At 34.6% G+C, this 23,098-nt stretch carries 20 protein-coding genes; 9 read left to right on the forward strand and 11 right to left on the reverse strand.

Annotation, left to right across the window (positions count from 1 at the left end; translation table 11 throughout):
* Nucleotides 1-218: 218 nt before the first annotated feature.
* Nucleotides 219-608 carry an arsenate reductase family protein gene (locus PL77_RS02200; protein ID WP_044201229.1) on the forward strand — a complete coding sequence of 130 codons (390 nt, stop codon included), beginning with the start codon at nt 219-221 and terminating at the stop codon, nt 606-608.
* Nucleotides 609-657: 49 nt separating this feature from the next.
* On the opposite strand, the gene PL77_RS02205 is transcribed toward PL77_RS02200, so the two are convergent.
* The 3 genes from PL77_RS02205 to PL77_RS02215 form a co-directional block, all read right to left on the reverse strand.
* On the reverse strand, nt 658-1,359 hold the full coding sequence (locus PL77_RS02205) for a DUF2490 domain-containing protein (protein ID WP_044201232.1): 702 nt from the start codon (nt 1,357-1,359) through the stop codon (nt 658-660).
* A 62-nt stretch (nt 1,360-1,421) separates the two neighbouring features.
* On the reverse strand, nt 1,422-2,033 hold the full coding sequence (locus PL77_RS02210) for a hypothetical protein (protein ID WP_044201234.1): 612 nt from the start codon (nt 2,031-2,033) through the stop codon (nt 1,422-1,424).
* 153 nt (nt 2,034-2,186) lie between these two features.
* Nucleotides 2,187-4,184: an alpha-amylase family glycosyl hydrolase gene (locus PL77_RS02215; RefSeq protein ID WP_052444103.1), complete on the reverse strand. Its 1,998-nt coding sequence runs from the start codon at nt 4,182-4,184 to the stop codon at nt 2,187-2,189.
* A 290-nt stretch (nt 4,185-4,474) separates the two neighbouring features.
* On the opposite strand from PL77_RS02215, the gene PL77_RS30125 reads away from it, so the two are divergent.
* Nucleotides 4,475-6,901 (forward strand): ATP-binding protein, encoded by a 2,427-nt coding sequence (locus PL77_RS30125; protein WP_052444104.1) that lies wholly within the window; start codon nt 4,475-4,477, stop codon nt 6,899-6,901.
* A 376-nt stretch (nt 6,902-7,277) separates the two neighbouring features.
* Here PL77_RS30125 and PL77_RS02225 read toward each other — a convergent pair whose 3' ends face one another.
* On the reverse strand, nt 7,278-8,258 hold the full coding sequence (locus PL77_RS02225; protein WP_044201236.1) for a glycosyltransferase: 981 nt from the start codon (nt 8,256-8,258) through the stop codon (nt 7,278-7,280).
* Nucleotides 8,248-9,348, reverse strand: a complete 1,101-nt coding sequence (locus tag PL77_RS02230) for an AMP-binding protein (RefSeq protein WP_044201238.1) — start codon at nt 9,346-9,348, stop codon at nt 8,248-8,250. The genes PL77_RS02225 and PL77_RS02230 overlap by 11 nt, the downstream gene beginning before the upstream one ends.
* A gap of 95 nt (nt 9,349-9,443) precedes the next feature.
* Between PL77_RS02230 and PL77_RS02235 the strand changes: the two genes are divergently transcribed.
* From PL77_RS02235 to PL77_RS02245, 3 genes are all read left to right on the forward strand, one after another.
* Nucleotides 9,444-11,024 carry a toxin-antitoxin system YwqK family antitoxin gene (locus tag PL77_RS02235; RefSeq protein ID WP_044201239.1) on the forward strand — a complete coding sequence of 527 codons (1,581 nt, stop codon included), beginning with the start codon at nt 9,444-9,446 and terminating at the stop codon, nt 11,022-11,024.
* 1 nt (nt 11,025) lies between these two features.
* The gene (locus tag PL77_RS02240) at nt 11,026-11,331 is read left to right on the forward strand and encodes an RNA-binding S4 domain-containing protein (protein WP_052444105.1); all 306 of its coding nucleotides are present in this window, start codon (nt 11,026-11,028) and stop codon (nt 11,329-11,331) included.
* Nucleotides 11,332-11,521: 190 nt separating this feature from the next.
* Nucleotides 11,522-11,779: a hypothetical protein gene (locus PL77_RS02245; protein ID WP_156152218.1), complete on the forward strand. Its 258-nt coding sequence runs from the start codon at nt 11,522-11,524 to the stop codon at nt 11,777-11,779.
* Here the strand turns inward: PL77_RS02245 and PL77_RS02250 are convergent, their stop codons facing one another.
* Entirely contained in the window at nt 11,780-12,262 is a 483-nt protein-coding gene (locus PL77_RS02250; RefSeq protein WP_044201243.1) for a tetratricopeptide repeat protein, read from the reverse strand.
* A 161-nt stretch (nt 12,263-12,423) separates the two neighbouring features.
* Here PL77_RS02250 and PL77_RS02255 point away from each other — a divergent pair, with 161 nt between their 5' ends.
* From PL77_RS02255 to hemA, 3 genes are all read left to right on the forward strand, one after another.
* Complete coding sequence (locus PL77_RS02255) at nt 12,424-13,737, forward strand: M28 family metallopeptidase (protein ID WP_044201244.1); 1,314 nt, start codon at nt 12,424-12,426, stop codon at nt 13,735-13,737.
* A gap of 114 nt (nt 13,738-13,851) precedes the next feature.
* Nucleotides 13,852-14,988: a DUF3179 domain-containing (seleno)protein gene (locus PL77_RS02260; RefSeq protein WP_044201245.1), complete on the forward strand. Its 1,137-nt coding sequence runs from the start codon at nt 13,852-13,854 to the stop codon at nt 14,986-14,988.
* 232 nt (nt 14,989-15,220) lie between these two features.
* Nucleotides 15,221-16,474 carry a glutamyl-tRNA reductase gene (gene hemA, locus PL77_RS02265; protein ID WP_044201247.1) on the forward strand — a complete coding sequence of 418 codons (1,254 nt, stop codon included), beginning with the start codon at nt 15,221-15,223 and terminating at the stop codon, nt 16,472-16,474.
* A gap of 83 nt (nt 16,475-16,557) precedes the next feature.
* On the opposite strand, the gene lgt is transcribed toward hemA, so the two are convergent.
* From lgt to tsaD, 3 genes are all read right to left on the reverse strand, one after another.
* A complete protein-coding gene (gene lgt / locus PL77_RS02270) occupies nt 16,558-17,418 on the reverse strand; it encodes a prolipoprotein diacylglyceryl transferase (RefSeq protein WP_044201249.1) in 861 nt (286 codons plus the stop codon).
* Between the two features lie 137 nt (nt 17,419-17,555).
* Entirely contained in the window at nt 17,556-17,894 is a 339-nt protein-coding gene (locus PL77_RS02275; RefSeq protein ID WP_044201251.1) for a hypothetical protein, read from the reverse strand.
* A gap of 6 nt (nt 17,895-17,900) precedes the next feature.
* A complete protein-coding gene (tsaD, locus tag PL77_RS02280; protein WP_044201252.1) occupies nt 17,901-18,917 on the reverse strand; it encodes a tRNA (adenosine(37)-N6)-threonylcarbamoyltransferase complex transferase subunit TsaD in 1,017 nt (338 codons plus the stop codon).
* Between the two features lie 107 nt (nt 18,918-19,024).
* Here tsaD and PL77_RS02285 point away from each other — a divergent pair, with 107 nt between their 5' ends.
* Nucleotides 19,025-19,474, forward strand: coding sequence for a hypothetical protein (locus PL77_RS02285; protein WP_044201254.1), 450 nt, complete (start codon nt 19,025-19,027; stop codon nt 19,472-19,474).
* 58 nt (nt 19,475-19,532) lie between these two features.
* On the opposite strand, the gene PL77_RS02290 is transcribed toward PL77_RS02285, so the two are convergent.
* Together PL77_RS02290 and lepB are read right to left on the reverse strand one after the other, a co-directional pair.
* On the reverse strand, nt 19,533-21,713 hold the full coding sequence (locus PL77_RS02290) for a S46 family peptidase (protein ID WP_044201256.1): 2,181 nt from the start codon (nt 21,711-21,713) through the stop codon (nt 19,533-19,535).
* Nucleotides 21,714-21,979: 266 nt separating this feature from the next.
* Nucleotides 21,980-23,083 carry a signal peptidase I gene (gene lepB, locus PL77_RS02295; protein WP_044201258.1) on the reverse strand — a complete coding sequence of 368 codons (1,104 nt, stop codon included), beginning with the start codon at nt 23,081-23,083 and terminating at the stop codon, nt 21,980-21,982.
* Nucleotides 23,084-23,098 lie beyond the last annotated feature (15 nt).

The following is a 23,098-nucleotide window of genomic DNA, read 5'->3' on the forward strand; positions in this document are numbered from 1 at the left end:
AAACGGTTGAATTTTATATTAAAAAATGAATATAATTGATCAGAGATTGACTTACTAATGAAAACGCTTCTATTCAGAAATGAATAACAACGGTCACTGTATATGCAATGGAGTGATAAATGTCAATATATTATGGTGATAAATGTACGTTAATAAATTCCGCTTTTTTCGCTAACTTATTGATTAATAAAAACAAAGTCCAATAACAACCCATAGCCATGTCACTTTTAAAGCTCAACCATCCGATTGTCATTTATGACAGTAATGCACCAAATCAACAGTTCTTCATCAATGATTTAAGAAGAAAGAACCACGCCATCCGTGAAATTGAAGTCAATGTCTGTCCTGTTTCAGAAAAACATTTGATCCATATTATGGAGAATATGAATCTAAAACCAACTAAAGCATTAATTAATACAAGTTCACCTTGGTATAGATGTTTTGCAGAAGATTTGCATGAAATGAGTCCATTTGTACTTCTTCGCACATTAAGAGACTTTCCTTCATTACTTAAAACTCCTATAGTGATTTTAGAAAATGAAATCTTTATTGATCCCAGTTTGGAAGACCTTTCACAATCTCATGAGGAGAGGGAAGTTCTTGTATAAAAAATAAGCCTTGAAATTCACTTCAAGGCTTATTTTTTGAATATCGTTTCTAGATTTTATGTCTTACGGCAATTCTCAGTAAATCAGCATGATGGTGCGAACCTTCTCCTTTTCTAAAGGAATCTTCTCTGATGTATTGAGCTTCAAGGCTTACATGACTGCTTATCGTTCTGTTGACCAAAGCAATCGAACGATTCTTATTGAATAATGGTTTTTCCTCTTTGTTTTCTAGGTTGATAAAAGCTTCAGTACCAATACCAAATATCCATTTGTCCAATTTTTTTCTGAGAATGAACGAGTATCTCATTCTGTAGTCTACTTCGCTAGTCTCCGTCTCATTGAGAGTCGCACTGAAGATTTGTTGTTCGAAACGAAGTCTTTGTTTGATAAATAATTTTTTATCAGTTGTTAAGTTGTGCGTACCGATAAAATCTTGCATTGGCCTGACTTCATGTAATTTGGAAGACTCGTCACCAAATACATAAAAGTATCCCAAACCAAACCTGATTGATAAATTCTTGTTGACCTTTCTTTTTAAACCAGAACGTATCTGAAATCTGTCAACGGGCTTGTCGAACATTGCCATATAAGCGGCATCGGTATCAATTGACCAATTGTCTGCTAAACCAACACTGTTAAAGTAATGAAGCCAAAGTCTGTTGTCACTTACATCTTGTGCATTTAGTTTAATAGAGGTAAAAGATAGGATAGAAAAGACAATTACAAGTAGTCCTTTATTTAGTTGTTTCATAAAAAAAAGTTGTTAGTATTATTTAACAAAACTAACAACTTTTTCTTTAAGATTCTTCTTTCTTAAAACCTTTTTCCTATCGAAACACCGAAAGTCCACGTATCATAGAGTTTTTCTTTCATGTCATACTGGAAATTAGGCGAAAGTTCCCAACCGTCATGTAGTTTAAATTCTTTTTCAAAGATGAATTTACCTACAAAAAGGTTTTTGTTTTTTTCAATTTCAAAACCTGGTCCTACACCGATTTTCCAGCTTTCCCACGGTGAGTAAAAAACGACCAATGAACCTACATAGGCATATTCCCTATCCAAGGTTTCTAAATGTCCATGTTCGCCGTGGCTTCCACTATTTTTTACTTCCACCATATATTGAGCAATCTCAATATCATTGATGAGACCAATTGACCATTTTTCAGAAAATTGGTAAACATAATCTAGTCCGAAAGTAGGAACTAACAACCCTTCTTGTGAAGGAATAGCTTGAGGAATATAAGTGTATCCCATGTAAACGGATACCTTATGCCTTTTGAAGTCTTCTTCTTCTTGGTGGTGAATAGTTGCTTTTGATGAGATGTGATTTGATTCATTTACTTCTGAATCGAAATGCGATTGTGCGAAAGATTGATTCGCAAAAAACAATACTAATAAGCCAACAACATAACTTGTTACTTTCATTTTCCTGTTTGTTTGATTATGGAGCAAATGTAATGTTTAAATCCAAACGAAAGTACAACATAGTGTGAACATAAGTAAACCGTAAAAACTACAAATAAAATGAAAAAGGCTACTGAAAATCAGTAGCCTATGTACGTCATCATAAAAAGATGATTATAATAACTTTTTCAGTTCAATGATCAAACATTGCCCTGGCTGAAGCGTTGCAGAAAGCCAGTTTTCAACAAACTGATAATCTTTTTTCTCCAAGAAATCCCAGTACTTACCGTTATTGGTACCTGGAACATTAATATAGAAATCTTGACTATTTTGATAATCTGTATTGGCAATCACAAGAATACTATGTTCAGGGTGCCAAGGATCAAAACGCTCAAAACCGATTACACTTTCATAGGATGTTTCAGGGTAATGAATCTTCATTGATTTTTCATTACCTCTTAGGTGTACATTATTAAGTAACCACCCAAAGTGATCATAAATACTGTTGATGTATTTGATATAGCCAATAAGGTTATGATCATTATTCCATCTTAAGGCAGACTTAAAGAATAATGGTAATCTTTGTTGACTGTAATAATCTGTCTCTGACTGCAAGAAGTTCAAACCAGTATTGACAGGCCATTCTTCTAATAACTCAAATCCTTGATGAATAAAAGGAATAGAATTAGGAAGAAACTTGTTCAACACATAAGTAACTCTACAGTGAGGCTCACCACCTCTCATCATTGCACGAGGAGTGTTGTGTGTCTCAGGAGTACCATAATAAGGTAAAGCAAGGCGTTCGCTAGAATCTTGAACGATTCTTTGGATACCTGCTCTTTTTTCTCTTGAAGTGACTCTCCACTCATGACCTAATACAGCATTAAAGCCAGCTTCTCTACTTTCTTGAGTTACATCGAAGTTTTCTTCACAGAAAGCAAAGTCAGGATCATTTTGACGGGCAACATGGATAATCTCTTCCATTAATGGTTTTGGAAGCGCATGCCCCATGTCGATCATTACTCCGTCAATACCGAAAGATTGGTAGTGAGGAATTACGCCGGCAATTTTATCCCAAAGCGGTCTGTTGACATGAGCAGGTTGTGCAAGCTCAGGATTATAATAACGAATTGTATCATAAGCGATGTAGTTATAATCATTTGGAGCATGATCATAAGGGAAGTTATACATACGCAAATACGTCACATCAGACCAAGCAGGTTGAATATCATCTGGTGGCCAATCCGCAAATGCACCAGGGATGATTAATTCACCTTCGTCAGTGTAGGCCACATACTTACCATCTTGTACCTGAATTTGTTCTGGTGTCGGTGGTTTTTTGAATAATGATCTATACTCATTGTTTGGTGCAAAGTGGAATCCACCACCTTTAGGGATTTTCAAGATATCCGCCAACTCATTGGCAGGGAACTCAGGGCTTTGGTATTCGTGTGCTCTATGACGGTCAATCCAATAGAACCATTCAGGGTTTGTTTTTACCCAATCTCCACCTAATGAAGAAGTTCTAAGCACGAACTCCATAATAACTCTCATTCCCATCATGTGAGCCGCTTCTACAAAAGCTTCAAATTGCTCTTCGACAGAGAACGGAATTAATGGGTCAGCAAGGTTTTCATCCAGCTTATATTGATCTTTGATGGCATAAGGAGATCCTAAATCACCTCTATTACCGTCTTCACCAATACTCGTGATGGGTAACATATACACAGTATCACAACCTAAATCTCTGATGTATTTTAAGATTGCAATACATTTTAATAAAGTACCTGTTTCTCTAAAGCCATTATCACTGCTAGTGATGTCCATACGATGACTAGAGCCTACGTGACCATCATTATCATGGTCATAAGCGGTCGTCAACCTAGGGAATAGGTTGTAGAAAGCAGACTGATAAGTCCAGTCTCCTCCATAACCATGTATTTGACTTCTTAAAGTAGAAAGAGAACGGTTATAATTTACAGCAGCATCAGTTGGAGCCGTGATCTCCTTGATGGCATTTTTGAAGAACGTAAATGGGTTAGTTTTAACAGGGTGGGAAGCTCCCTGCTCTTGCCCCATCCATAATGATGGAACATAATAGTCCCTCGTTTCTTGAGCTTCATTAGCCTCAAGGTATTCGAGAATTTTTAATAGCTTCGAATCTTTTTTCATACTTACTTATTAAATCACAGATAGGTGATATTTATAGAAATTATCCTTCGATTACTTTCTAATTTACAACCTTTTTATTCATTCAAACTACCTTCAATTGATTGTTTTTGTTAACAATTTATTTCAACCCGTTTCGATACATTTTTTTATTCACATTATTATGTGAATGAATTTATTCTCTAAAAAAACTTAACAATATATGTAATTGAATATTTGCTAACTAACTTTGTGTGTTTGTCATGAAGACCACTTATTATCAATTCATTTAATCAGGAAAACTTTTACCAAAGTTGAATTCACAATCAAGGTCCATATGGTGGGTAATTACCCTAACAACTTTCTGCTTTCTAATCATAGGCTATAAAGTATATGAGAATGGAGGAAGTCAATCAAAGAAATTGGCTTTCGAAGTGACCAAAGAAAGAGCAGTGCGTTATGGCGAGTCTATTGAATCAAGGTTACAAACGTTGCTTGGTGAGATGAGGATGATTGGTAGTGCTATGCGTGTGATTAAGGGAGATAAAGAGGAAAAAGATAAGGTCTTGTCAGGACTTTTGGATCATACGGTACGAAGCTATTCAAACATTGAATCATTATGGTTGGTATTATTTGATAGTGTAAATACAGATCGTTTATTGTACAACCCTGTTTTTCTCAACAAGGAATATGTTTCAAGACGAGGTCAGGTCAGACATGAGCTCCATCATACACAATTGAATTGGGACACCTTTATTCTCAAAGACCGTATTCTTAATTCAAAAGAATCTTTTGTTACTCTTCCTAAGCATACGAATGGAAATGATGATGAGAATAAGTTTGTGGTCCATGTGGTACAGCCTTTCTTTACAAATGAAGGCAAGTTTATAGGTGCGATTGGTAGTGCAATTCGTTTATCTTTCTTCCAACGTTTTATAGAAGAAAGTGAAGATTTTGATAACCGTTATGTTTGTATTGCAGCACCAAACGGACAAATAGTTGGTTCTGTCAATGAAGCAGATATTGGAATGAATGACGGCATTCCTGCGTATTTGTTTGCCTCTTTGAGAAATGATCAAAAGGTATCAAGAATCGTAGAAAACAGCGAAACGGAACAAAGTTACTATGAAATGTTGTTCCCTATTAAAATTCAAGGAATGACAGAGCCTTGGGTAATTACTACTCGTGTGCCTCTAAAAACAGTTTTAAGAAGTTCTATTCAATCAAGAAATTTCACGATGGCCTTAGTTTTCTTACTTTGGGTCATTATTACATCTTCTCTTACATTTATGGTAAGTAAGTGGAAGAATGAGTTAAATCAAAGAAGGGTTGTGGTGGAAGAATATAAGAAGACGAACGAACTCCTTCGAAATATTTTAGATAATTCAGATTATATCATGATGTATACACTCGACAGAGACAAACGTTTGTTGAGTTGTAATAACAAATTCATGAAGATCACAGAAATGCTAACGGGTATCAAACTGGAAAATGGGATGTACCTATTAGATATTTTTGATGAGATAAAAGAAAACAATAAGAACATTCTCCAAAGCGAATATTTTGATCGTTGTATCAAAGGAGAAGATATTGTTGTCGTAGATCGTTTTAAAGGGTATTATTTCGAACAGTTTTTTAATCCTTTTAGAAATACTCAGGGAGAGATAATCGGTGTTACTTCTTTCTTGGTCGATGTAACGGAATTGAAAGATGCTCAGAAGCAATTAGAGGTACATAAAAACCACTTGGAGTTATTGGTTGAAAAGAGAACGAAACACATTGAACGACAAAATGAAGCCTTGAGAACACAATCTGAAAAGCTTCGTTATGCTCATGATGAAATCAGGGAACAAAATGTAGCTTTAGAGCACAAGAGTGATGAGATCAAGACAAAAAATAGTGCTTTAAAAGACTCTTTAAATAAGACAGAAGATACATTATCTCAGTTAAAGGAGATGCAGGATCAATTGGTGAGCTCTGAAAAATTAGCTTCAATTGGTCAGTTGACGGCCGGTATTGCCCACGAGATCAATAACCCAATTAACTTTGTGGCCAATAATGTTCTTCCTCTAAAGGATGATATTGAAGATCTGATTCAAGCTTTCACCGAACTGAAAAAACATACAACAGAGGAAGTGGTCAATGAAATTGAAGAAGATTACGAAGTGTCATTTGTAATTCAAGAAATCAGTGACTTATTAAAAGGTATTGAAGAAGGTGCCAATAGAACCACTCAAATTGTGATGGACTTGAAGACCTTCGCAAGAATGGATTCTACAAAGTTCAAGGAAGCGAACTTGGAGGAAGGTATTGATACATCTCTGACACTATTAAATAGTAAATTAAAGGACCGAGTACAGGTGCATAAAGATTATGCGGATATTCCTCCAGTGGTTTGTAACGAAAGTAAAATTAATCAGGTATTTATGAATATTCTGAATAATGCCGAGCAAGCTATTAAAGGAGAAGGTAATCTGACTATTAAAACTTGGTATGATGCGAAAACAGTGTATATCAAAATCTCAGATGATGGATCTGGTATGGACAAAGAAACCGTGAGCAAAATCTTCGATCCTTTCTTTACAACAAAACCTGTTGGCTTAGGTACAGGCTTAGGCATGTCGATTTCTTTTGGTATTATTCAGGATCATACAGGCGACATAAAAGTAGATTCTGAAATTGGAAAAGGCACGTCATTTACAATTTCATTACCGATCGAAGGTCCTAGTAGTGATAGCTAGTGAAGACTAATTACACTGTAAACGACACTATCGTAAATCCCTACAGTACTGCACTTTAGATGATGATTATAAAACACTGGACTTTGACCTATAATCAGACAATCATTCATTTAATAGTTACTTCCTCGGCCTTGAAGGGAAAAGCGTCAAGAATTTCATGTATAGAGCCGTTAAAAATGATTTTGTTGTTTGAGCTTTAGCGAGTTTAAAATCATTTAGGAGAGGAATGAAATTTATCTTTTTACTTCTAAGCCTAGATTTTTTGCTTCGTTTTTCATCAATGGAAAAATGAAGAAGAAGGAAGCTTGAAAGTAGATTCTATCAATGCTTGTATAAAGTAAACTTGAAAGTTGACAATAATTTAGTTTACAATGCACTAATACTTTGCTATTGCTTTCATTATTAATTTCTGAAATACAAACGGAAGAATTAAGAAAAGGAGCATGAGTACTTCTTTTACATCAAGTTTATTGATGTTTTGAAACAATACTTTTTTGTTAATAAAGTGCTTGTAGGAATGAATCGATTTCTCAATAAAAGAAGACTCATTTTTGGATAGTCCCTTTTTTTTCAAAAAGAAATTTCTAATGAAACCGACAAAAATATGGAGGGACTGTCTTTCAAACTTTAAAGCATGTTTCTCATAAAGTCCTCTTTTTTGTAATAGTCCCTTTGTTTTGTATTGGAGTTTAAATTTACCTAAAGATTCAAGGCTCATTTCATTACTGACAGAATTATCCCTTTGTCTATAAAAATAGACGCCGTTGTTAATCTTAAAATTTCTCATTTTTAAGATCATTCTTCTGGTCTGAAATTCATCATCATATGAAATCGCCTGAGGAGATGAATAGTAGGAAAATTCCTTAAATTCTGATTTATAAACGCCAAAAGCAGAAATACTCCAATCTAAAGTATCCGAAAACATTTCATTGGAGCTGAATAGTTGATCATACTTTTTGGGTAAAATAAAGTTTTTTTCTGGTGATTCAGGGTAAACATAATTTAAGGTAAAGAGAGAGGCATCGATATCGTCTTTCTCGAACTGTTGTAAAGCAAGCTCTAAGGCATTTTCAGACAACCAATCATCACTATCCAAAAAGCAATAATAATCGCCACACATGACGTCCAATGCTTTATTACGGGCCTGACTTACCCCTTCATGTTTTTGTCGAATGACTTTAATGAGGTCGGGGTATTTTTTTCTGTATTCATAAAGTTTCGAAAAGCTATTGTCAGTGGAACCATCATCAACACAAATGATTTCAAGATCTTTATGGGATTGATTGAGAAGGCTTTTGAAGTAGTCATCTAAAAAAGCCTCACTATTAAAAACGGCAGTGATTATACTAACTTTCATTGTTTTCTAAAAAAAGCTGTACTGTTTCTTTTCTTTTTATTTTGAGGGTATCTGTTTTGACAAATTCCCCTAAAGAGTGAATATTTTTAGGTAGCTCGTATTTTGTAAACTGAGCTTTCAAATCATTAATTAATACTGTTTTTTCGTTTTCTGTCAAAGTAATTCCTTCAATCAGCAAATTCGCCTCTTCTCCCAAACGCTCATGAGGGATACCTCCAATAAACAAATTGACAGAAGCGTAACCCATCGTTTCTAAAATTTTGGAGATAGCATTTTCAATTTTTTCAACTTGAATTTTCACCCCACCCGAGTTAATGATATTATCTACTCTTCCTAACCATTCAAAAGTGTCTCTATTGATTAATTGAACAACATCATTGGTTTGGATTTTTTGAAAATCAGTCATTGGTGCAGTAATATGAAGGCAACCTCTATCGTCTTGACCAATACTGACACCTTCTAAAGTATGATACAATTGATCGCTATCTTCAGCAATACGTTTCAGTGCAATGTGTGATACACTTTCCGTCATGCCATAAGTCATAAAGACCCTAACATCTTCCAATTGATGTATAATTCTATTTTCCAAGTGAGAATTGATTGGTGCTCCTCCAATAATAATATTCTTAACGCTTTGAATTTGCTCTAATTCGGAAGGAACATCCAAGCTGCTCTGTACCTGTAAAGGAGCTAAAGCTACAAAATCAAAATGGGGTAAGAAAGGGTGTTTAAAAGGATGAGCAGAAGGAGGTACAATCCATAAGTTCAAGTCTGCAACTAATGATCGTACAATCATCATTTTTCCTGCGATGTAGTCTGTATTTAAACAGCACAACGCTTTATCTTCACTTTTTAAATTTAATATTTTGATGGTAGCGGAGGCACTCGAAATCATTTGATTTCTGGTGACCGTAATATTTTTTGGAGTGCCAGTACTACCTGAAGTCTGAAGCGTAAATTCTTCTTTTCCATTGAGCCATTCAAAACAAAAAACTAAGATGTTATCTACAAAGTCATCTCCTTCAAGGGTAAAATTACCTTGCTTGATTTCATTACTGTCAAACTGTTGATTTGCTATATTAAGATACATAAATGGCCTTATGTGAATTAAAAAGGTTAAATGTGGTTGTCATTATAGGAATGATAATTGATCTTTGTAGAATAAGAATAATCTCAAATACCTAAATGAATACTAAAAATAAAACAATCAAAATAAATTCTTTGTGTCTTCTACTTTTATTTACTTTTTTTTCATTTAAAGTAATAGGACAGTCAAAAGACAAGACCCTAATTAAAACCTATTATGACGATTGGGCTGGAATTGTTGCTGAAGAATTTTATGTGATAGATGGTGATTCGAATAGAATAGACGGGGAGTACAAGAGGTATTTTCCGGGTTCAGATAACCTTATTGTAAAATCATACTACAAAGACGGTGTTTTACATGGGACATTTCATGAATACTATGAAAATGGACAACCTCATTTTATCGCTCATTATAAGAATGGGGTACAAGAAGGTGCGTATACTTCCTATTATGTAGAGGGAATGAAGAAAACAGAGGCTCAGTTTAAAAACAATCAAATGGTTGGTGTTATGAAAAAATACTATCAATCTGGTGAGCTTCAAATAAAGAATGATATCAAGAAAGGAACTTGGAAAGAATTTTATCCAACAGGTGAGAAAAAAGCGGTTTCTCAAATGTTAGGAGAGAAGAAAAATGGACTTACTGAAGTTTTTGATCAAGAAGGAAATTTAGTTCAGAAAGGTACTTACAAAGAAGGAGTGATTGATGGCGTTTTTTATACCTACTTTCCTAAAACAAATTCGATTAAGAAAGAGAGTCAGTTTGTCAATGGTGCTTTGGAAGGAGAATCGAAAGAATTTTATGAATCAGGTAAAATAAAAGAGATTATCCCTTTCGAAAAAAATAGAGAACATGGTCTGAGAAAAGCTTATTTTCCTAGTGGAGTATTAATGGCAGAAGAAAAAATGCTTGAAGGCCGAACCACTGGAAATTACAAAAACTATTATGAAAGTGGACAATTAAAAGCTGAAATGATTACGGCTTTAGGAAAAGATCAAAAAGGGGTTTTCAGGGAGTATTCTGAACAAGGTGTTTTGCTGAAAGAAGGACATATGCAACAGGGACAAATGAATGGTACCACTGAACTTTTCTATCCAACAGGAAAACCGAAGGCAGTATATCGTTATGCCAAAGGAATCAAGAAAGGAGAACAGAAAGATTTTTATGAGGATGGAACAACCGTTAAATTATTGGAGGTTTATACTAAAAATGGTACGGTACATACCTCAAAAGAGCATTACCCTTCAGGGGTTATCAAAGCAGCAGGAAATTATCTTGGTAAGGTGAAAAATGGAGAATGGAAAACCTATTATGCAGATGGTTCCGTAAAAAGTGTAAAAGTATATCAGAAGGGGTTTGAAGAAGGAGATGCTTTTATTTACAGACAAAATGGAGTCTTGTTGACAAAGGAAAAATATAGAAAAGGAAGAATTGTAGGGATTAGAGTAGAATATCATGAAGATGGGAAAACAGTACTTCATGAGGTTCCTTATGATAAAGGCAATATTTATGGTATGATCAAAAAGTACTATAAAGACGGAACTTTGAGAGAAATTGGGAAAAAATATAAGGAACAGAAGCTTGGATCATGGAAATACTATGATGAAAGTGGTAACTTGGAAAAAGAAGAAATATATGAAAAAGGGAAATTACTGAAAGTAAATTACCCCAACGAATAAAATGCGAATAGATAAATACTTATGGTGTGTACGAGTTTTCAAAACCCGTACCGTTGCAACAGATGCTTGTAAAAAAGAAGAAGTACTACTAAATGGTCAAGTACCTAAGCCTTCACAAAAAGTGAGTATAGGTGATGTAGTAAAGGTAAAGAAAGCTCCAATTTGGAGAACCTACAAAGTTTTAAATGTTATAGATAAAAGGGTAGGTGCCAGTTTAGTAGAAGGTAATATTGAAGATATTACGCCTGAAGAGGAGTTAAGTAAACTTCAGGAATTTATTGATGAGAAAAAATTTTACCTGAGATAAGTACGCTTACTTTATAGTATAGTACTCAAATCATAAAAAAAAGAGGTGTTTGAATAAATACCTCTTTTTTTTAATTGTAAATATATTTAAATTAAGTCTTCAAGCACTCATATATAAATATATTAGTGTGATGTGCTTTATAAACCCTTACTTTGAAAAATATCAATTAAATAACTTAATTAACTAGTGTATGGAGTACATTCACCTTTTACTATTGATAATGTACCTTTCAATTGGTCTTGCTATATGGTCATTTTACAAAACCTACCTAATGAGAGAAGACTCTTCTAGAGGCTCTTCCTTTGGTAATGATGATGATGATAATAACGGCGGATGGCCTACAACTCCTAAAGAACCAGACTTAGACTTGCCTCCAGGAATATTCATTTTACCTCCCAATGCTCCTGATCCTAGCAAAAAAGAACCTCAAGAAGTAACCTTGGTGTAATTACTTTCTTAATTTTTGCCTTAATGTATATGCCTGAGCTGATAAACCTTCTTTATTCGGGATAATTCGAAGCAATGTCTCTAATGTTTTTAGAGTATGTACCTCCAACTTTATTTCTCTGTAAATATTGCATAAACCTGAAAGTGCCCCAAAATGCCTTGGTTCTAATTCTAATGCCCTTTTTAAGTCAGCAACTGCCTTATTGTACTCGCCACGCATATAATAAGCAACGGCTCTTTTATTGTAGACTTCTGCAAAGCTTTTATTGAACATTAAAGCATGTGAGAAAGTAGCAATTGCATCTTTATAATTTTCTCTGGTTAATTGTTCAACACCTAATATGATAACATCATCCAAGAAAGGATCTTCCGTTCTTTGCCAAATTTCAATAATTGAACTTTCTAAATCTGATATTTTTTCACTTTCGGTAGCTTTTTTTAATTCCTTAAAAAGACTATCTACCTCATCTGTATATTGTTTCATAACCGGATTACTTTAGATTTTAGTAAAATTTCATTTACTTTTATACCGCAAAACAGTATTTGTAATTGTATTGCGTCACACAACATTAATACACAAACTCCCTGAAAAAGTTTCTTACAGTTAAATTCATTAGGGAAAAACTTAACATATCTTCATAGTTCATGAGAATAATACAAACAATTCGTGGATTGGTATTTATACTACTGATTGGTTTCTATCAAGTAACTACGGCACAGACTATTAACAGAGCAACCCAAATCATTGATACATTATCTAGCGATGCTTTAAGAGGTAGACAAGCAGGAAGTGAAGGTGAAAAGTTAGCAACAGATTATATCAGTAATGAGTTTAAAAAATTAGGATTAAAACCAGCTGGAGATAATGGTACTTATTTTCAAGTAATGACTAAATTCCAGAAAGTTGTTCAGAAAAATAACCTTTCTATCAATAAAGAAGACTTAACGAAAGATCAGTTTTTTATTGATACAAACGCTGAACAATTGTACTCGAAAAAAGTAAAAGAACTTCAAATTAAAGATGTCCCTTCAGGAAAAACTTTAAAAGAGTTTCGTCAAGAATTATTAGATGAGTCTGCCATCACAATTGTATGGGTAAAGACAAAAGAGCAAAGGAAAGAATTGATCAGTATGCAGTTCAAAGGAAGAAATAAGAAGTATTGGGAAGATGTATCTTCAAAGCATGCTATTATTTGGGTAATTCCTCCTTTGTCGGTAAAAACGAAATTCAAAAAAATCCTTTTGGATTTCAAGCAAGATGTAAAGAAGGCTGAAATGAGAAATGTGATGGCCAAGCTAGAAGGTTCTTCAAAACCTAACGAGGTAGTAATGGTAGGTGCACATCATGATCATATTGGTATTTTGGATGCAGTACAGGGAGATTCTATTGCTAATGGCGCAGATGATAACGCTTCTGGAGTGTCTGCTGTACTTCAGATTGCTGAATACTTTGCAAAAAGAAGAAGAGCGTATGCTAGAACGATATTGTTTACTACATTCTCGGCTGAAGAAATAGGCCTTGTAGGTTCTAAATATATGGCTGATAAAATGTCAGAAGAAGAATTGAAAAACATTGTAGCCATGATTAATATTGAGATGATTGGTAAACCTTCTGCTAATGGTAAAAGAAAGGCGTACATTACAGGTTACAATAAATCAAACTTAGGAAGGTTAATGCAGAAAAACGTTCGAAATGCAAGATTGAAATTCGGATTTTTTGCAGACCCATACCCTGATTTAAAATTATTTATGCGTTCTGATAATGCACCTTTTGCAGCAAAAGGAGTTCCTGCACATACATTTTCTTCTACAGATATTGACTTCGATTCATATTATCATACCGTAAACGATGAAATGAATTCATTAGACTTCCAAAACATTGTGGAAGTAACAAAAGGAATTATTGTTGGAATTGAACCGATCGTTTCGGGAAGAGAAACACCATCTAGAATACGATAAAATGATTTTATAAGGTGTAGCTTTTTTTGTATTTTTGTTGTTTTACAGGTGTGTATTGGGTAGAGTGACTGACCTTATACTTATAAAATGACAGATTAAACCTAATAGGGATAGATGATTTCATTAAAAAATATAGTGCTATTGTTTTTTGCTTTTGGAGTTGTATTCAACGCATCAGCTCAAATCAATAGGGTAGGGGTGAAAAGTGAGTGGGCTACAAATGTAGACAATTCATCTATTTCATTGTACGAATATGAAAGCTTGGTGCCTAAAGATGCTTTTCAAAGTATTGACAATCCTAGATTTTATAACGAGGAAAGTGCAGCAGAGGAGTATTCCGAAGAAAGTAATGTAGTCGTAGTAGCAGCCGGTAGGGAATTTAAAGCCTATCCATTAGACTTTTTGATGTATCATCAAGTCATCAATGACAGAATAGGAGGAATGCCTATAGCAATTACCTATTGTCCTTTAACGGATGCAGTGCAGGTTTATGAAAGACGATTCCAATACAAAGGTGTACAAAGAGAGTTAACTTTTAATCCATCAGGAATGATCAGAAAGAGTAATATCATTTTATATGATACTCAATCTGAGTCATGGTGGCAACAATATAATGGTAAAAGCTATACGGGCGAATTCAAAGGGCATGAACTGACGAAGTACCCTGCATTAAGAATGACGATGAAACAATACTATGAAAATTATAAGTATGGTTTAGTCATGAAGTTTAATGAAAGGGATGAGTTGCTGCCTTATGGTAAAAACCCTTATTATAATTATGATAATGTATTGGTTGAAAAACCACTTTATCTCAATTATATGCCAAATGAAAGGCTCATGCCTATGGAAAGAGTGGTAGCGGTGGCATTGTTGGATGAGCACGTAATTTATCCTTTAGAGGATGTGAAAGATAGAGGAGTCATCAATGATAAACCGTTGGATATGTATATCGCAGTCTTTTATGATGGAGCTTCTACTTCAATGTTGGAAGGAAGAGCAATTCATTCCAATAAAAAGATAGGGTCAGTGGCTGTCTACTCCTCATTTCATGAAGGTCAATCCTTGACATTTTCTAAAGAAGGAGATGTTTTTAAAGATGAGCAAACTCAATCTATTTGGAATTTTAGTGGCAGATGTATTGAAGGAGAATTGAAAGGACAACAGCTGAAAATGTTGAATTTTTCTCAAAACTTTTCATTTCCTGCACTCGATTTTTATCCGAATAGTCTGATTTACAATATAAATTGGTAATCTTCGCTAATAGATTTATATTATTTTCAAAACATCTTTAAATTTGTATATCTATATTAAGGGAAGATGAATTAATTTATCCTACTGTTACAAAGGCTTCCTTAAAACAAATGAACTAAACGTTTACTTTTTTATAGTAGTTGGAGTGACAAAAAGTTATAGTTAATCTCTTTTTTTTTGAGGTATTTAGTGAAAAGTAAAATAGCTCTTTGCTAATAGATTAAGTTAATAAATGAAAGATTTCAAAGCCGTAAAATTATCATACAAAAATACTCCTTTAGATGTTAGAGGACAGTTTTCGCTTTCTCAGCAAGATTGTGAAGACCTGCTAAAGGTATATCAAAATGATGAGCGTGTGAATGAGCTGTTGTTGGTTTCTACTTGTAACCGAACAGAAGCTTATTACATGGCCGATGAAGATCTTTCAAAAGATATCATAAATAAAATCTGTACGCTCAAAGCGGTAGAAGAAGATAAAGCTTACAAATACTTTGAGTCAATGTCTTCAGCTTCAGATGCTCAAATGCATTTGTTTAGGGTTGCTATGGGACTTGAAGCTCAAGTAGTCGGAGATATTCAAATCTCAAGCCAAGTGAAAAGAGCCTATCAGTGGACTGCTGATCATGAAATGGCAGGGCAGTATTTGCATCGACTTATGCACACCATTTTCAATGCCAACAAGAGGGTACAAATTGAAACTGAATTTAGAGACGGAGCTGCTTCTGTATCTTATGCAGCAGTAGAGATGATTGATGAAATCACTTCTGATGTTTCTAACCCTAAAATACTCGTTGTAGGACTTGGAGAGATTGGTACTGATGCAGTCAGAAACCTTCAAAATACGGACATCACTGATGTGACAATCATGAACCGTACGCTGACTGTTGCGGAGGAATTAGCAGCCGAAACAGGGTATCAGGTAAGAGATTTTTCAGAATTATGGAAAGCAGCAAAAGAAGCAGATGTGATTATATCCTCACTTCCAATTGCTGACTATTTTAATGCTGAAAATGTAAAAACACTTGATATTTTAGCTTTCAAGTGTTTTATGGATCTTTCTGTTCCAAGATCAGTTGCTGTTGATGTAGAGAAAATCCCCGGAGCATTGGTTTATACTGTTGATGATATCAATGCAAGAGCAGATAAAGCTTTAGAAAAACGTTTGAATTCAATTCCTAAAGTAGAAGCTATCATTGAAGCATCATTGACAGAGTTTAATAAAAGAACTCAAGAGATGGAGTATTCGCCAATTATTAAAGGATTGAAGAGTACATTGGAGGATATTAGATGTAGAGAGGTTCAGAAGTACGAAAAAGATCTGACTTCTAAAGAGAAGAAGAATATTGATAAAATCACGAAAAACTTATTAAATAAGATTGTGAAGATTCCTGTTCTTCAGTTAAAGACTACATCAAATATTGATAAAAAAGAAGGACAAAAAATGGGTAAAATCATAAGTGACCTTTTTGATTTGGATAAGAAATAGCTATAAAAATATAAGCATAAAAAAACGAGAGCAACCTTTTTAAAGATTGCTCTCGTTTTTTTATGCTTGAATTGAAAATTAATTTATTTCTTTGCTTTCAATTTTGCTTCATTTGGATTTACCTCTGGGAGAGGAAGCGGTTCGCCAGCTGCTCCAAATGATCTTATGAAGAAAAATAAACCCGCTAAAACGGCAGGGATACTTAACCATTGCCCCATGTTTAAAGTCATTGTAGCTTCAAATGCCACTTGATCTTCTTTGAAAAATTCCCAAACGAAACGCATTCCGAATACTAATACTAAGAATAAACCGAAAGTTCTTCCTTGGCGTAATTCAAATTTTTCATTTTTATAAATAGCACCTAAGATAAAGAAGATAATCAAATAAGTGATTGATTCGTATAATTGTGCAGGGTGCCTTGGTGTCAATGGATCAGAAACGTGTGCACGCTCAAAAATAAATGCCCAAGGGAGGTCAGAAGGTCTACCAATGATCTCTGAGTTCATAAGGTTACCTAAACGGATAAAACAACCCGCTAAAGCAACAGGGATCACTACACGGTCTAGAATCCATAACCATGGTTGATCAGGTCTTTTCTTACTGTAAAGGTAAAGTGCAGTGATGATACCAATTGCACCACCATGACTTGCTAATCCACCTTTCCAGATTTGAATGATTTCAACGGGGTTGCGTAAATAATAATCAGGTTGATAGAAAAAGACATGTCCAAGTCTAGCCCCGACAATTGTAGCAATTACTACATAGATCAACAATGCATCAGCATCAGATTCAGGTCTATTCTCAATTACAAATATTTTTGCAATCAGCCATGTACCTATAAAGAAACCAAGCGAGAATAAAAGTCCGTACCAACGTACGGGTAAAATGCCTGGTAAAATTTCTGGGTTAATGTCCCAGTGAATGAATGTTAGTATTGCTTCCATAGCACAAATATGTAAAATGAAGTCGTAACAAAAAAAGCATCTCGTAAATTTAGAGTGATGTTTATGTAAACTTAAGAACCAAGTACACTATCTAAGAACATCACTTTTGAGATTTCAGAACGACTCTTTTATTTTTATTAATTTTTATCCGATATAAGTGAGGTGTCTGTAAGAATATATTTCTCAGCACCGTTCTTATCGATGTTAAGGTACAGAAGGCCTTGTTCTCTTAAGGCCTCCAGTTTATTCTTTACTTCTATTGCAGGAGCTTTTGACGCAAGACAAACTGCAGCAACGCTGATTCCATCTTTTTGTTTAGCAGCCAGAGCAATAACAGTAGCGTCATTTAAAGCAAGTTTATTTTTTGGTGTATGCTGTTCATTTTTGTCTCCTTTATTAGGAAACTTTTGATTGATAAAAACACCTAAAGTTATTGCCGAAATAAAGGCAAGTACAGCTATAATAATGACGCTCATAATTTATTACTTTGAACCTGTAAATTTCATTCTAGGATTTGGAGAAGTACTTAATGCTTCAAAATCTTCTCCTTCATACTGATAGTGAGCTGCTATTGCAATCATAGCGGCATTATCAGTACAGTGTTCAAATTCAGGAATAAATACATTCCATCCTAATTTTTTTCCTTCTTCTAAAAGTGTATTTCTTAAACCTGAATTGGCCGAAACACCTCCTGCAATTCCAATCTCTTTAATATTTAATTCTTTGGCAGCCTTCTTTAGCTTTTTCATTAAAATACTGATGAGTGTAAATTGAATACTTGCACAAAGGTCTGCTTTATTCTTCTCTACAAAATCAGGATCTTTCTGAGTTTCTTTTCTCATGAAATTAAGAAAGGCAGTTTTTATACCACTAAAAGAAAAATTATAATCAGGAATGTTCACATTCGGGAATTTAAATTTTGTAGGGTCACCCTCTTTTGCAAACTTATCAATAAATGGACCTCCGGGGTAATCCAATCCCATAATTTTGGCTGTTTTATCAAAAGCTTCACCAACAGCATCATCAATTGTCTCACCAATGACTTCCATTTCCAGAGGTGATTTGACAACAACTAGTTGAGTGTGGCCTCCACTAACCGTTAAGCATAAAAAAGGAAAATTAGGCTGGGGTGCATCAATGAAATGTGCAAGGATGTGAGCCTGCATATGATTTACTCCAATCAAAGGTTTTTTGAGTGCCATAGCCATTCCTTTTGCAAAGGATGCACCTACGAGTAGGGCTCCCAATAGACCGGGTCCTTTTGTGAAGGCTATTGCATCTAAGTCAGATTTATTTATATTGGCTTCTGTAAGCGCTTCATTAACTACAGGAAGAATATTCTTTTGATGAGCTCTTGAAGCAAGTTCAGGAACTACGCCACCGTATTTTTGGTGTATTTCTTGCGTAGACACTATATTGCTAAGTACAGCTCCATTTTTTACAACTGCTGCAGAGGTTTCATCGCATGAAGACTCTATGGCTAATATTATTCCGCTCATGGTGTATATTTTCTTTGTCAATTAGATCGCAAAATTACATTACTTGAAGGGAATTACCTTAAAAAAAGGGAACCATTAACGACAATATTATTTTATCAAATAAAAAGATGAGTTTACATACAAATACGGAAGAACTATATACTCGCTATAATTCATTGAATAATGTTGAGCTCTCAAGAGAACACTTTCAGACTTTATTCATCTATTTTCCATGTTTATTAATTGTGGCTTCTGACGGTGTAGTAGATGAAGAAGAATGGGTTTTTGTGAAATACCTGGCAAAGTTTATGGCCGAAGGATATAAAAACTCATTGACTAGGACAGAGCTGGAAAATTTACAAAAGGTCTACTACAATGAACTAGAATACCTTGTCAATAACTTAGAGCAATGGAAAGATCCTTTTCTAGATACCCTCAAAAGTTATTTAGATCAAAATGATGATGAGAAGGATGATATCTTAGATATTCTTCACCTATTTGCTGATGCTTCTGATGGGGTCAGTGATGACGAGGAAGAAGCGATTGAAGAAATTTCAAAACGTTTGAACTTAGAATAAAAAAATAAGGGATTGAAACAATGAAGTTCAATCCCTTATTTTTTATATCAAAATTCGATTAGTTTTTTACTAATGTCATTTCTTCAATCAATCGAGGGCATTCGCCATATTTATCTACAATAAATAATACATATCGAATATCCACAATAATATTTCTACATTTCACGGGGTCAAACATTAAGTCTGACATCGTAGATTCCCAAGTTCTGTCGAAGTTAATGCCAATCAACTGACCTTCCGCATTGATTACTGGAGAACCAGAGTTACCACCCGTAGTATGGTTTGAACCAGTGATACAAACCATCATTTTTCCATCTTCCCCGTATTGACCATAATCTTTATTTTTATAAAGGTCCATCAATTTTTGAGGAACATAGAATTCATGAGTTTTAGGAACATCTGTTCTTCTTTTTTCAATCACACCTTCAAGAGTAGTGTAATATTTAAATTCAACGCCATCTCTTGGTTCTGAACCTTCAATTTTACCATAAGTAACTCTTAGGGTACTGTTGGCGTCAGACCAATACTGCTTACTTGCACCTTTCACATTGGCAACGTATTCTCTGTTCGGGAATACCTCTTTTAGTGCTTTAACATAAGTACGCATTGACAAATCGATTTCTTTACTTAATCGATCATATTCATCCGCAATTTGGTCACGGTATATATCATTGATTTCTTTTCCAATAACAAAAGCTGGATCTTTAGCTATTTTCTTGTAAATACTTTCTTGAGATCCATTCAGTACTTTCATTAGTTTTTCTTCATTAGAGAAAAGACTCTTTTTGTATACTGTTTGTGCTAATTTTTCAAAATCTTCCTTTTCCTTAGCTTTGGCAAATGAAGAAGGTAAGAACGAGGCGTCAATAGCGTCAGAATACATAGATGATGCAGAAATAAAGACTTCTTTATCAGTTGCTAGATCATAATTCTTATAAAATGCTTTTGCACTACCTTTTAGTTTTTTTAATGCCATGCTAAACTCAGGCGTACCAGGCTTTTGTTTTTTTAAAGCGGTAAAACCTAATGAAAAACGAAGAATTTCAGGACCATAATACAACTCCTCAATGTAAAGGTCTCTTCCTAATTGATATTTTTCAATGGCCTTGAAGCTTTCTTGGAATTTGTTTAATAAGCTTTCGTACTCTTTGTTACCCTTTACGGCTTTTGCAAACATTTCCTCTTGCTCATTCTTCTTTTCGATGGCATCAAGTCTTTTCAGTCCTTTACTTTCACCAATCCATTTTTTATAAGCATTTGCCACACGTGCCTTTTTTGCAGAATATTTAATTCTTACAGCATCGTCAGCAGCCATATTCTTGTCATAGATTGCAATGGTCTTCTCACGCATCGCAATTTTGATAGGGTTAGATGTGTCTACAGTGTATGAAACCCCATCTGAAGGTAAATACTGTTTCGTTCTTCCTGGGAACCCATAAACCATTGTAAAATCATCAGGTTTTACACCGCTCAATGAGATTGGGAAGTGGTATTTTGGAGTGTAAGGAACGTTATCTTCAGAGTATTCAGCAGGTTTACCTTCTTTGTCGGCATAGATTCTGAAAATAGAGAAGTCACCAGTATGACGAGGCCATACCCAGTTGTCAGTATCACCACCGTATTTGCCAATAGAAGAAGGTGGAGCAAATACCAATCGAATATCTTTGAAAGTCTCCATGATAAACATGTAATATTCATTACCATAGAAGAAAGGCTTAATGATAAAGTCGTAATGCGTTCCTTTTATTGCCGCTTCACCCACTTTTTCAATATTAGCTTGAATAATTTCTTGACGTTTTTCTTCATCCATGCCGTCTTTTACACCGTCAAGAATACTTTTTGTTACATCATCAATTCGTACTACAAAACTAACAGTCAGTCCATTATTGGGAAGTTCTTCACCAAAAGATTGAGCAGCAAACCCGTCTGTTAGTAAATCGTTTTCAACAGTGGAGTGTGATTGGATTTGTCCATAACCACAATGATGATTCGTCAAGATAAGTCCTTTATTCGAAACTACTTCACCTGTACAACCTCTACCAAACCAAACCACAGCATCTTTCATACTGGATTTATTGACAGAGTAGATATCTTCTGCTGTTAATTTAAAGCCATTGGCTTGCATGTCATCTTCATTGAGTTGTTGTAGTAATGAAGGGAGCCACATTCCTTCATGTGCGATAGAAGATAATGGAGCCAATATACATGCAACCACTAAAAAGTGTATGTATTTTTTCATTTCAATTAAGAATAAGTGTTTATAAAATATGGTTAATCACTATAGCACTGTAGCTGTATAGAACAGTAGCATTGAGGTAGTATATTAAGTTAATTTTTTTGTCTTACATCAACAAAAAGTTTAACGAAAAAAATCAATACACTACTAAATGCTATTTTCTATTTCAGACGTATAAAAATAGTGCTATGAAAAAGCCGAAATTGATTATCCAACTTCGGCAAATTTGATATTTTTTGATGACTCTTGAAATGAGTGGAGTCATTTAATTAGTCAATGAAATTAAATATCCTTTTCCATCTGATCATTGAAGCATCAGGATTTCTATCCATAGACATCCAAACCATTACAGCTTTACCAATGATGTGATCAGCAGGTACATAACCCCAGTAGCGTGAATCTAGAGAGTTGTGTCTGTTGTCACCCATCATAAAGTAGTAATTTTGTTGTATGGTATAAGTGTCTTGAACTTGACCATCAATAGATAACTGACCATCTTTGAATACAACATTTTCGTTGTCTTCGTATTTGGTGATGATGTCTTTATACTGTGACCAGTTGTCGTTTGTAATTTTTACGACATCACCTTCTTTAGGAATATAAAGAGGACCGAAGTTATCAATACTCCAAACGTTGTTAGGATTTTGAGGGAAAACAGATGGATCTTCTCTTGCGTAAATTTTCTCTACGCTTTCGATAAAATCTAATTTTCTCAATTCCTTCGCTGTATGAAGAGGAAGCATTGCAGAGTAAGTAAATTTACCCTCTGGTCCAGGAATCATTTTCAGTCTATAATGCCCTACATTGTTATAATCGTAAGCATAAACATTATATCTTTCTAATGTTCTTTTCCCAATTTGAGCGTTAGAAACTATTCTATATTGTGTTTCACTGTCTTCTGGAACTTCCACACGGTTGCCGTTAATGAAAACTTCCTGGTTTTTGATCTGAAGAGTATCACCCGCTATACCAATACATCTTTTGATATAATTGAGTTTCATATCAGAAGGGAAGCCTTCCTCTGCAGGGTAGTTAAATACTACGACATCATTGTTTTTGACGTCCGTAAAACCAGGTAATCTAAATTGTGGTAGTTGAATCCAGTCTAAAAAAGAAGGAATCTGAGTACCCCAAATAGTTTGGTGGGTTAAAGGAAGTTGAAGCACTGTTTTAGGCGTTCTTGGACCATAATGTACCTTACTTACAAATAGATAATCACCTACAAGAAGTGATTTTTCCATAGAAGAGGTAGGAATAGTAAACGCCTCAAATGCAGCCCAACGGATTAGTGTTGCCGCAATAACAGCAAAAATCAAGGCGTCAGTCCATTCCTGAACGACACCTTTTTTCTTTTTATCTTTTTTATTGCTCATTGTTTTTTCTAAGTC

It is taken from the genome of Flammeovirga sp. OC4, from assembly GCF_000812565.1.
In the GTDB taxonomy this organism is placed as follows: Bacteria; Bacteroidota; Bacteroidia; order Cytophagales; family Flammeovirgaceae; genus Flammeovirga.

Coding starts and splice junctions, on each gene's coding strand:
- PL77_RS02235 (WP_044201239.1), top strand. CDS start 9,444: ATGAATACTAAAAATAAAACAATCAAAATAAATTCTTTGTGTCTTCTA.
- PL77_RS02255 (WP_044201244.1), top strand. CDS start 12,424: ATGAGAATAATACAAACAATTCGTGGATTGGTATTTATACTACTGATT.
- PL77_RS02290 (WP_044201256.1), bottom strand. CDS start 21,713: ATGAAAAAATACATACACTTTTTAGTGGTTGCATGTATATTGGCTCCA.
- PL77_RS02205 (WP_044201232.1), bottom strand. CDS start 1,359: ATGAAACAACTAAATAAAGGACTACTTGTAATTGTCTTTTCTATCCTA.
- hemA (WP_044201247.1), top strand. CDS start 15,221: ATGAAAGATTTCAAAGCCGTAAAATTATCATACAAAAATACTCCTTTA.
- PL77_RS02210 (WP_044201234.1), bottom strand. CDS start 2,033: ATGAAAGTAACAAGTTATGTTGTTGGCTTATTAGTATTGTTTTTTGCG.
- PL77_RS02250 (WP_044201243.1), bottom strand. CDS start 12,262: ATGAAACAATATACAGATGAGGTAGATAGTCTTTTTAAGGAATTAAAA.
- lepB (WP_044201258.1), bottom strand. CDS start 23,083: ATGAGCAATAAAAAAGATAAAAAGAAAAAAGGTGTCGTTCAGGAATGG.
- PL77_RS02230 (WP_044201238.1), bottom strand. CDS start 9,348: ATGTATCTTAATATAGCAAATCAACAGTTTGACAGTAATGAAATCAAG.
- PL77_RS02200 (WP_044201229.1), top strand. CDS start 219: ATGTCACTTTTAAAGCTCAACCATCCGATTGTCATTTATGACAGTAAT.
- tsaD (WP_044201252.1), bottom strand. CDS start 18,917: ATGAGCGGAATAATATTAGCCATAGAGTCTTCATGCGATGAAACCTCT.
- PL77_RS02260 (WP_044201245.1), top strand. CDS start 13,852: ATGATTTCATTAAAAAATATAGTGCTATTGTTTTTTGCTTTTGGAGTT.
- lgt (WP_044201249.1), bottom strand. CDS start 17,418: ATGGAAGCAATACTAACATTCATTCACTGGGACATTAACCCAGAAATT.
- PL77_RS02215 (WP_052444103.1), bottom strand. CDS start 4,184: ATGAAAAAAGATTCGAAGCTATTAAAAATTCTCGAATACCTTGAGGCT.
- PL77_RS02275 (WP_044201251.1), bottom strand. CDS start 17,894: ATGAGCGTCATTATTATAGCTGTACTTGCCTTTATTTCGGCAATAACT.
- PL77_RS02225 (WP_044201236.1), bottom strand. CDS start 8,258: ATGAAAGTTAGTATAATCACTGCCGTTTTTAATAGTGAGGCTTTTTTA.
- PL77_RS02285 (WP_044201254.1), top strand. CDS start 19,025: ATGAGTTTACATACAAATACGGAAGAACTATATACTCGCTATAATTCA.
- PL77_RS02240 (WP_052444105.1), top strand. CDS start 11,026: ATGCGAATAGATAAATACTTATGGTGTGTACGAGTTTTCAAAACCCGT.
- PL77_RS02245 (WP_156152218.1), top strand. CDS start 11,522: ATGGAGTACATTCACCTTTTACTATTGATAATGTACCTTTCAATTGGT.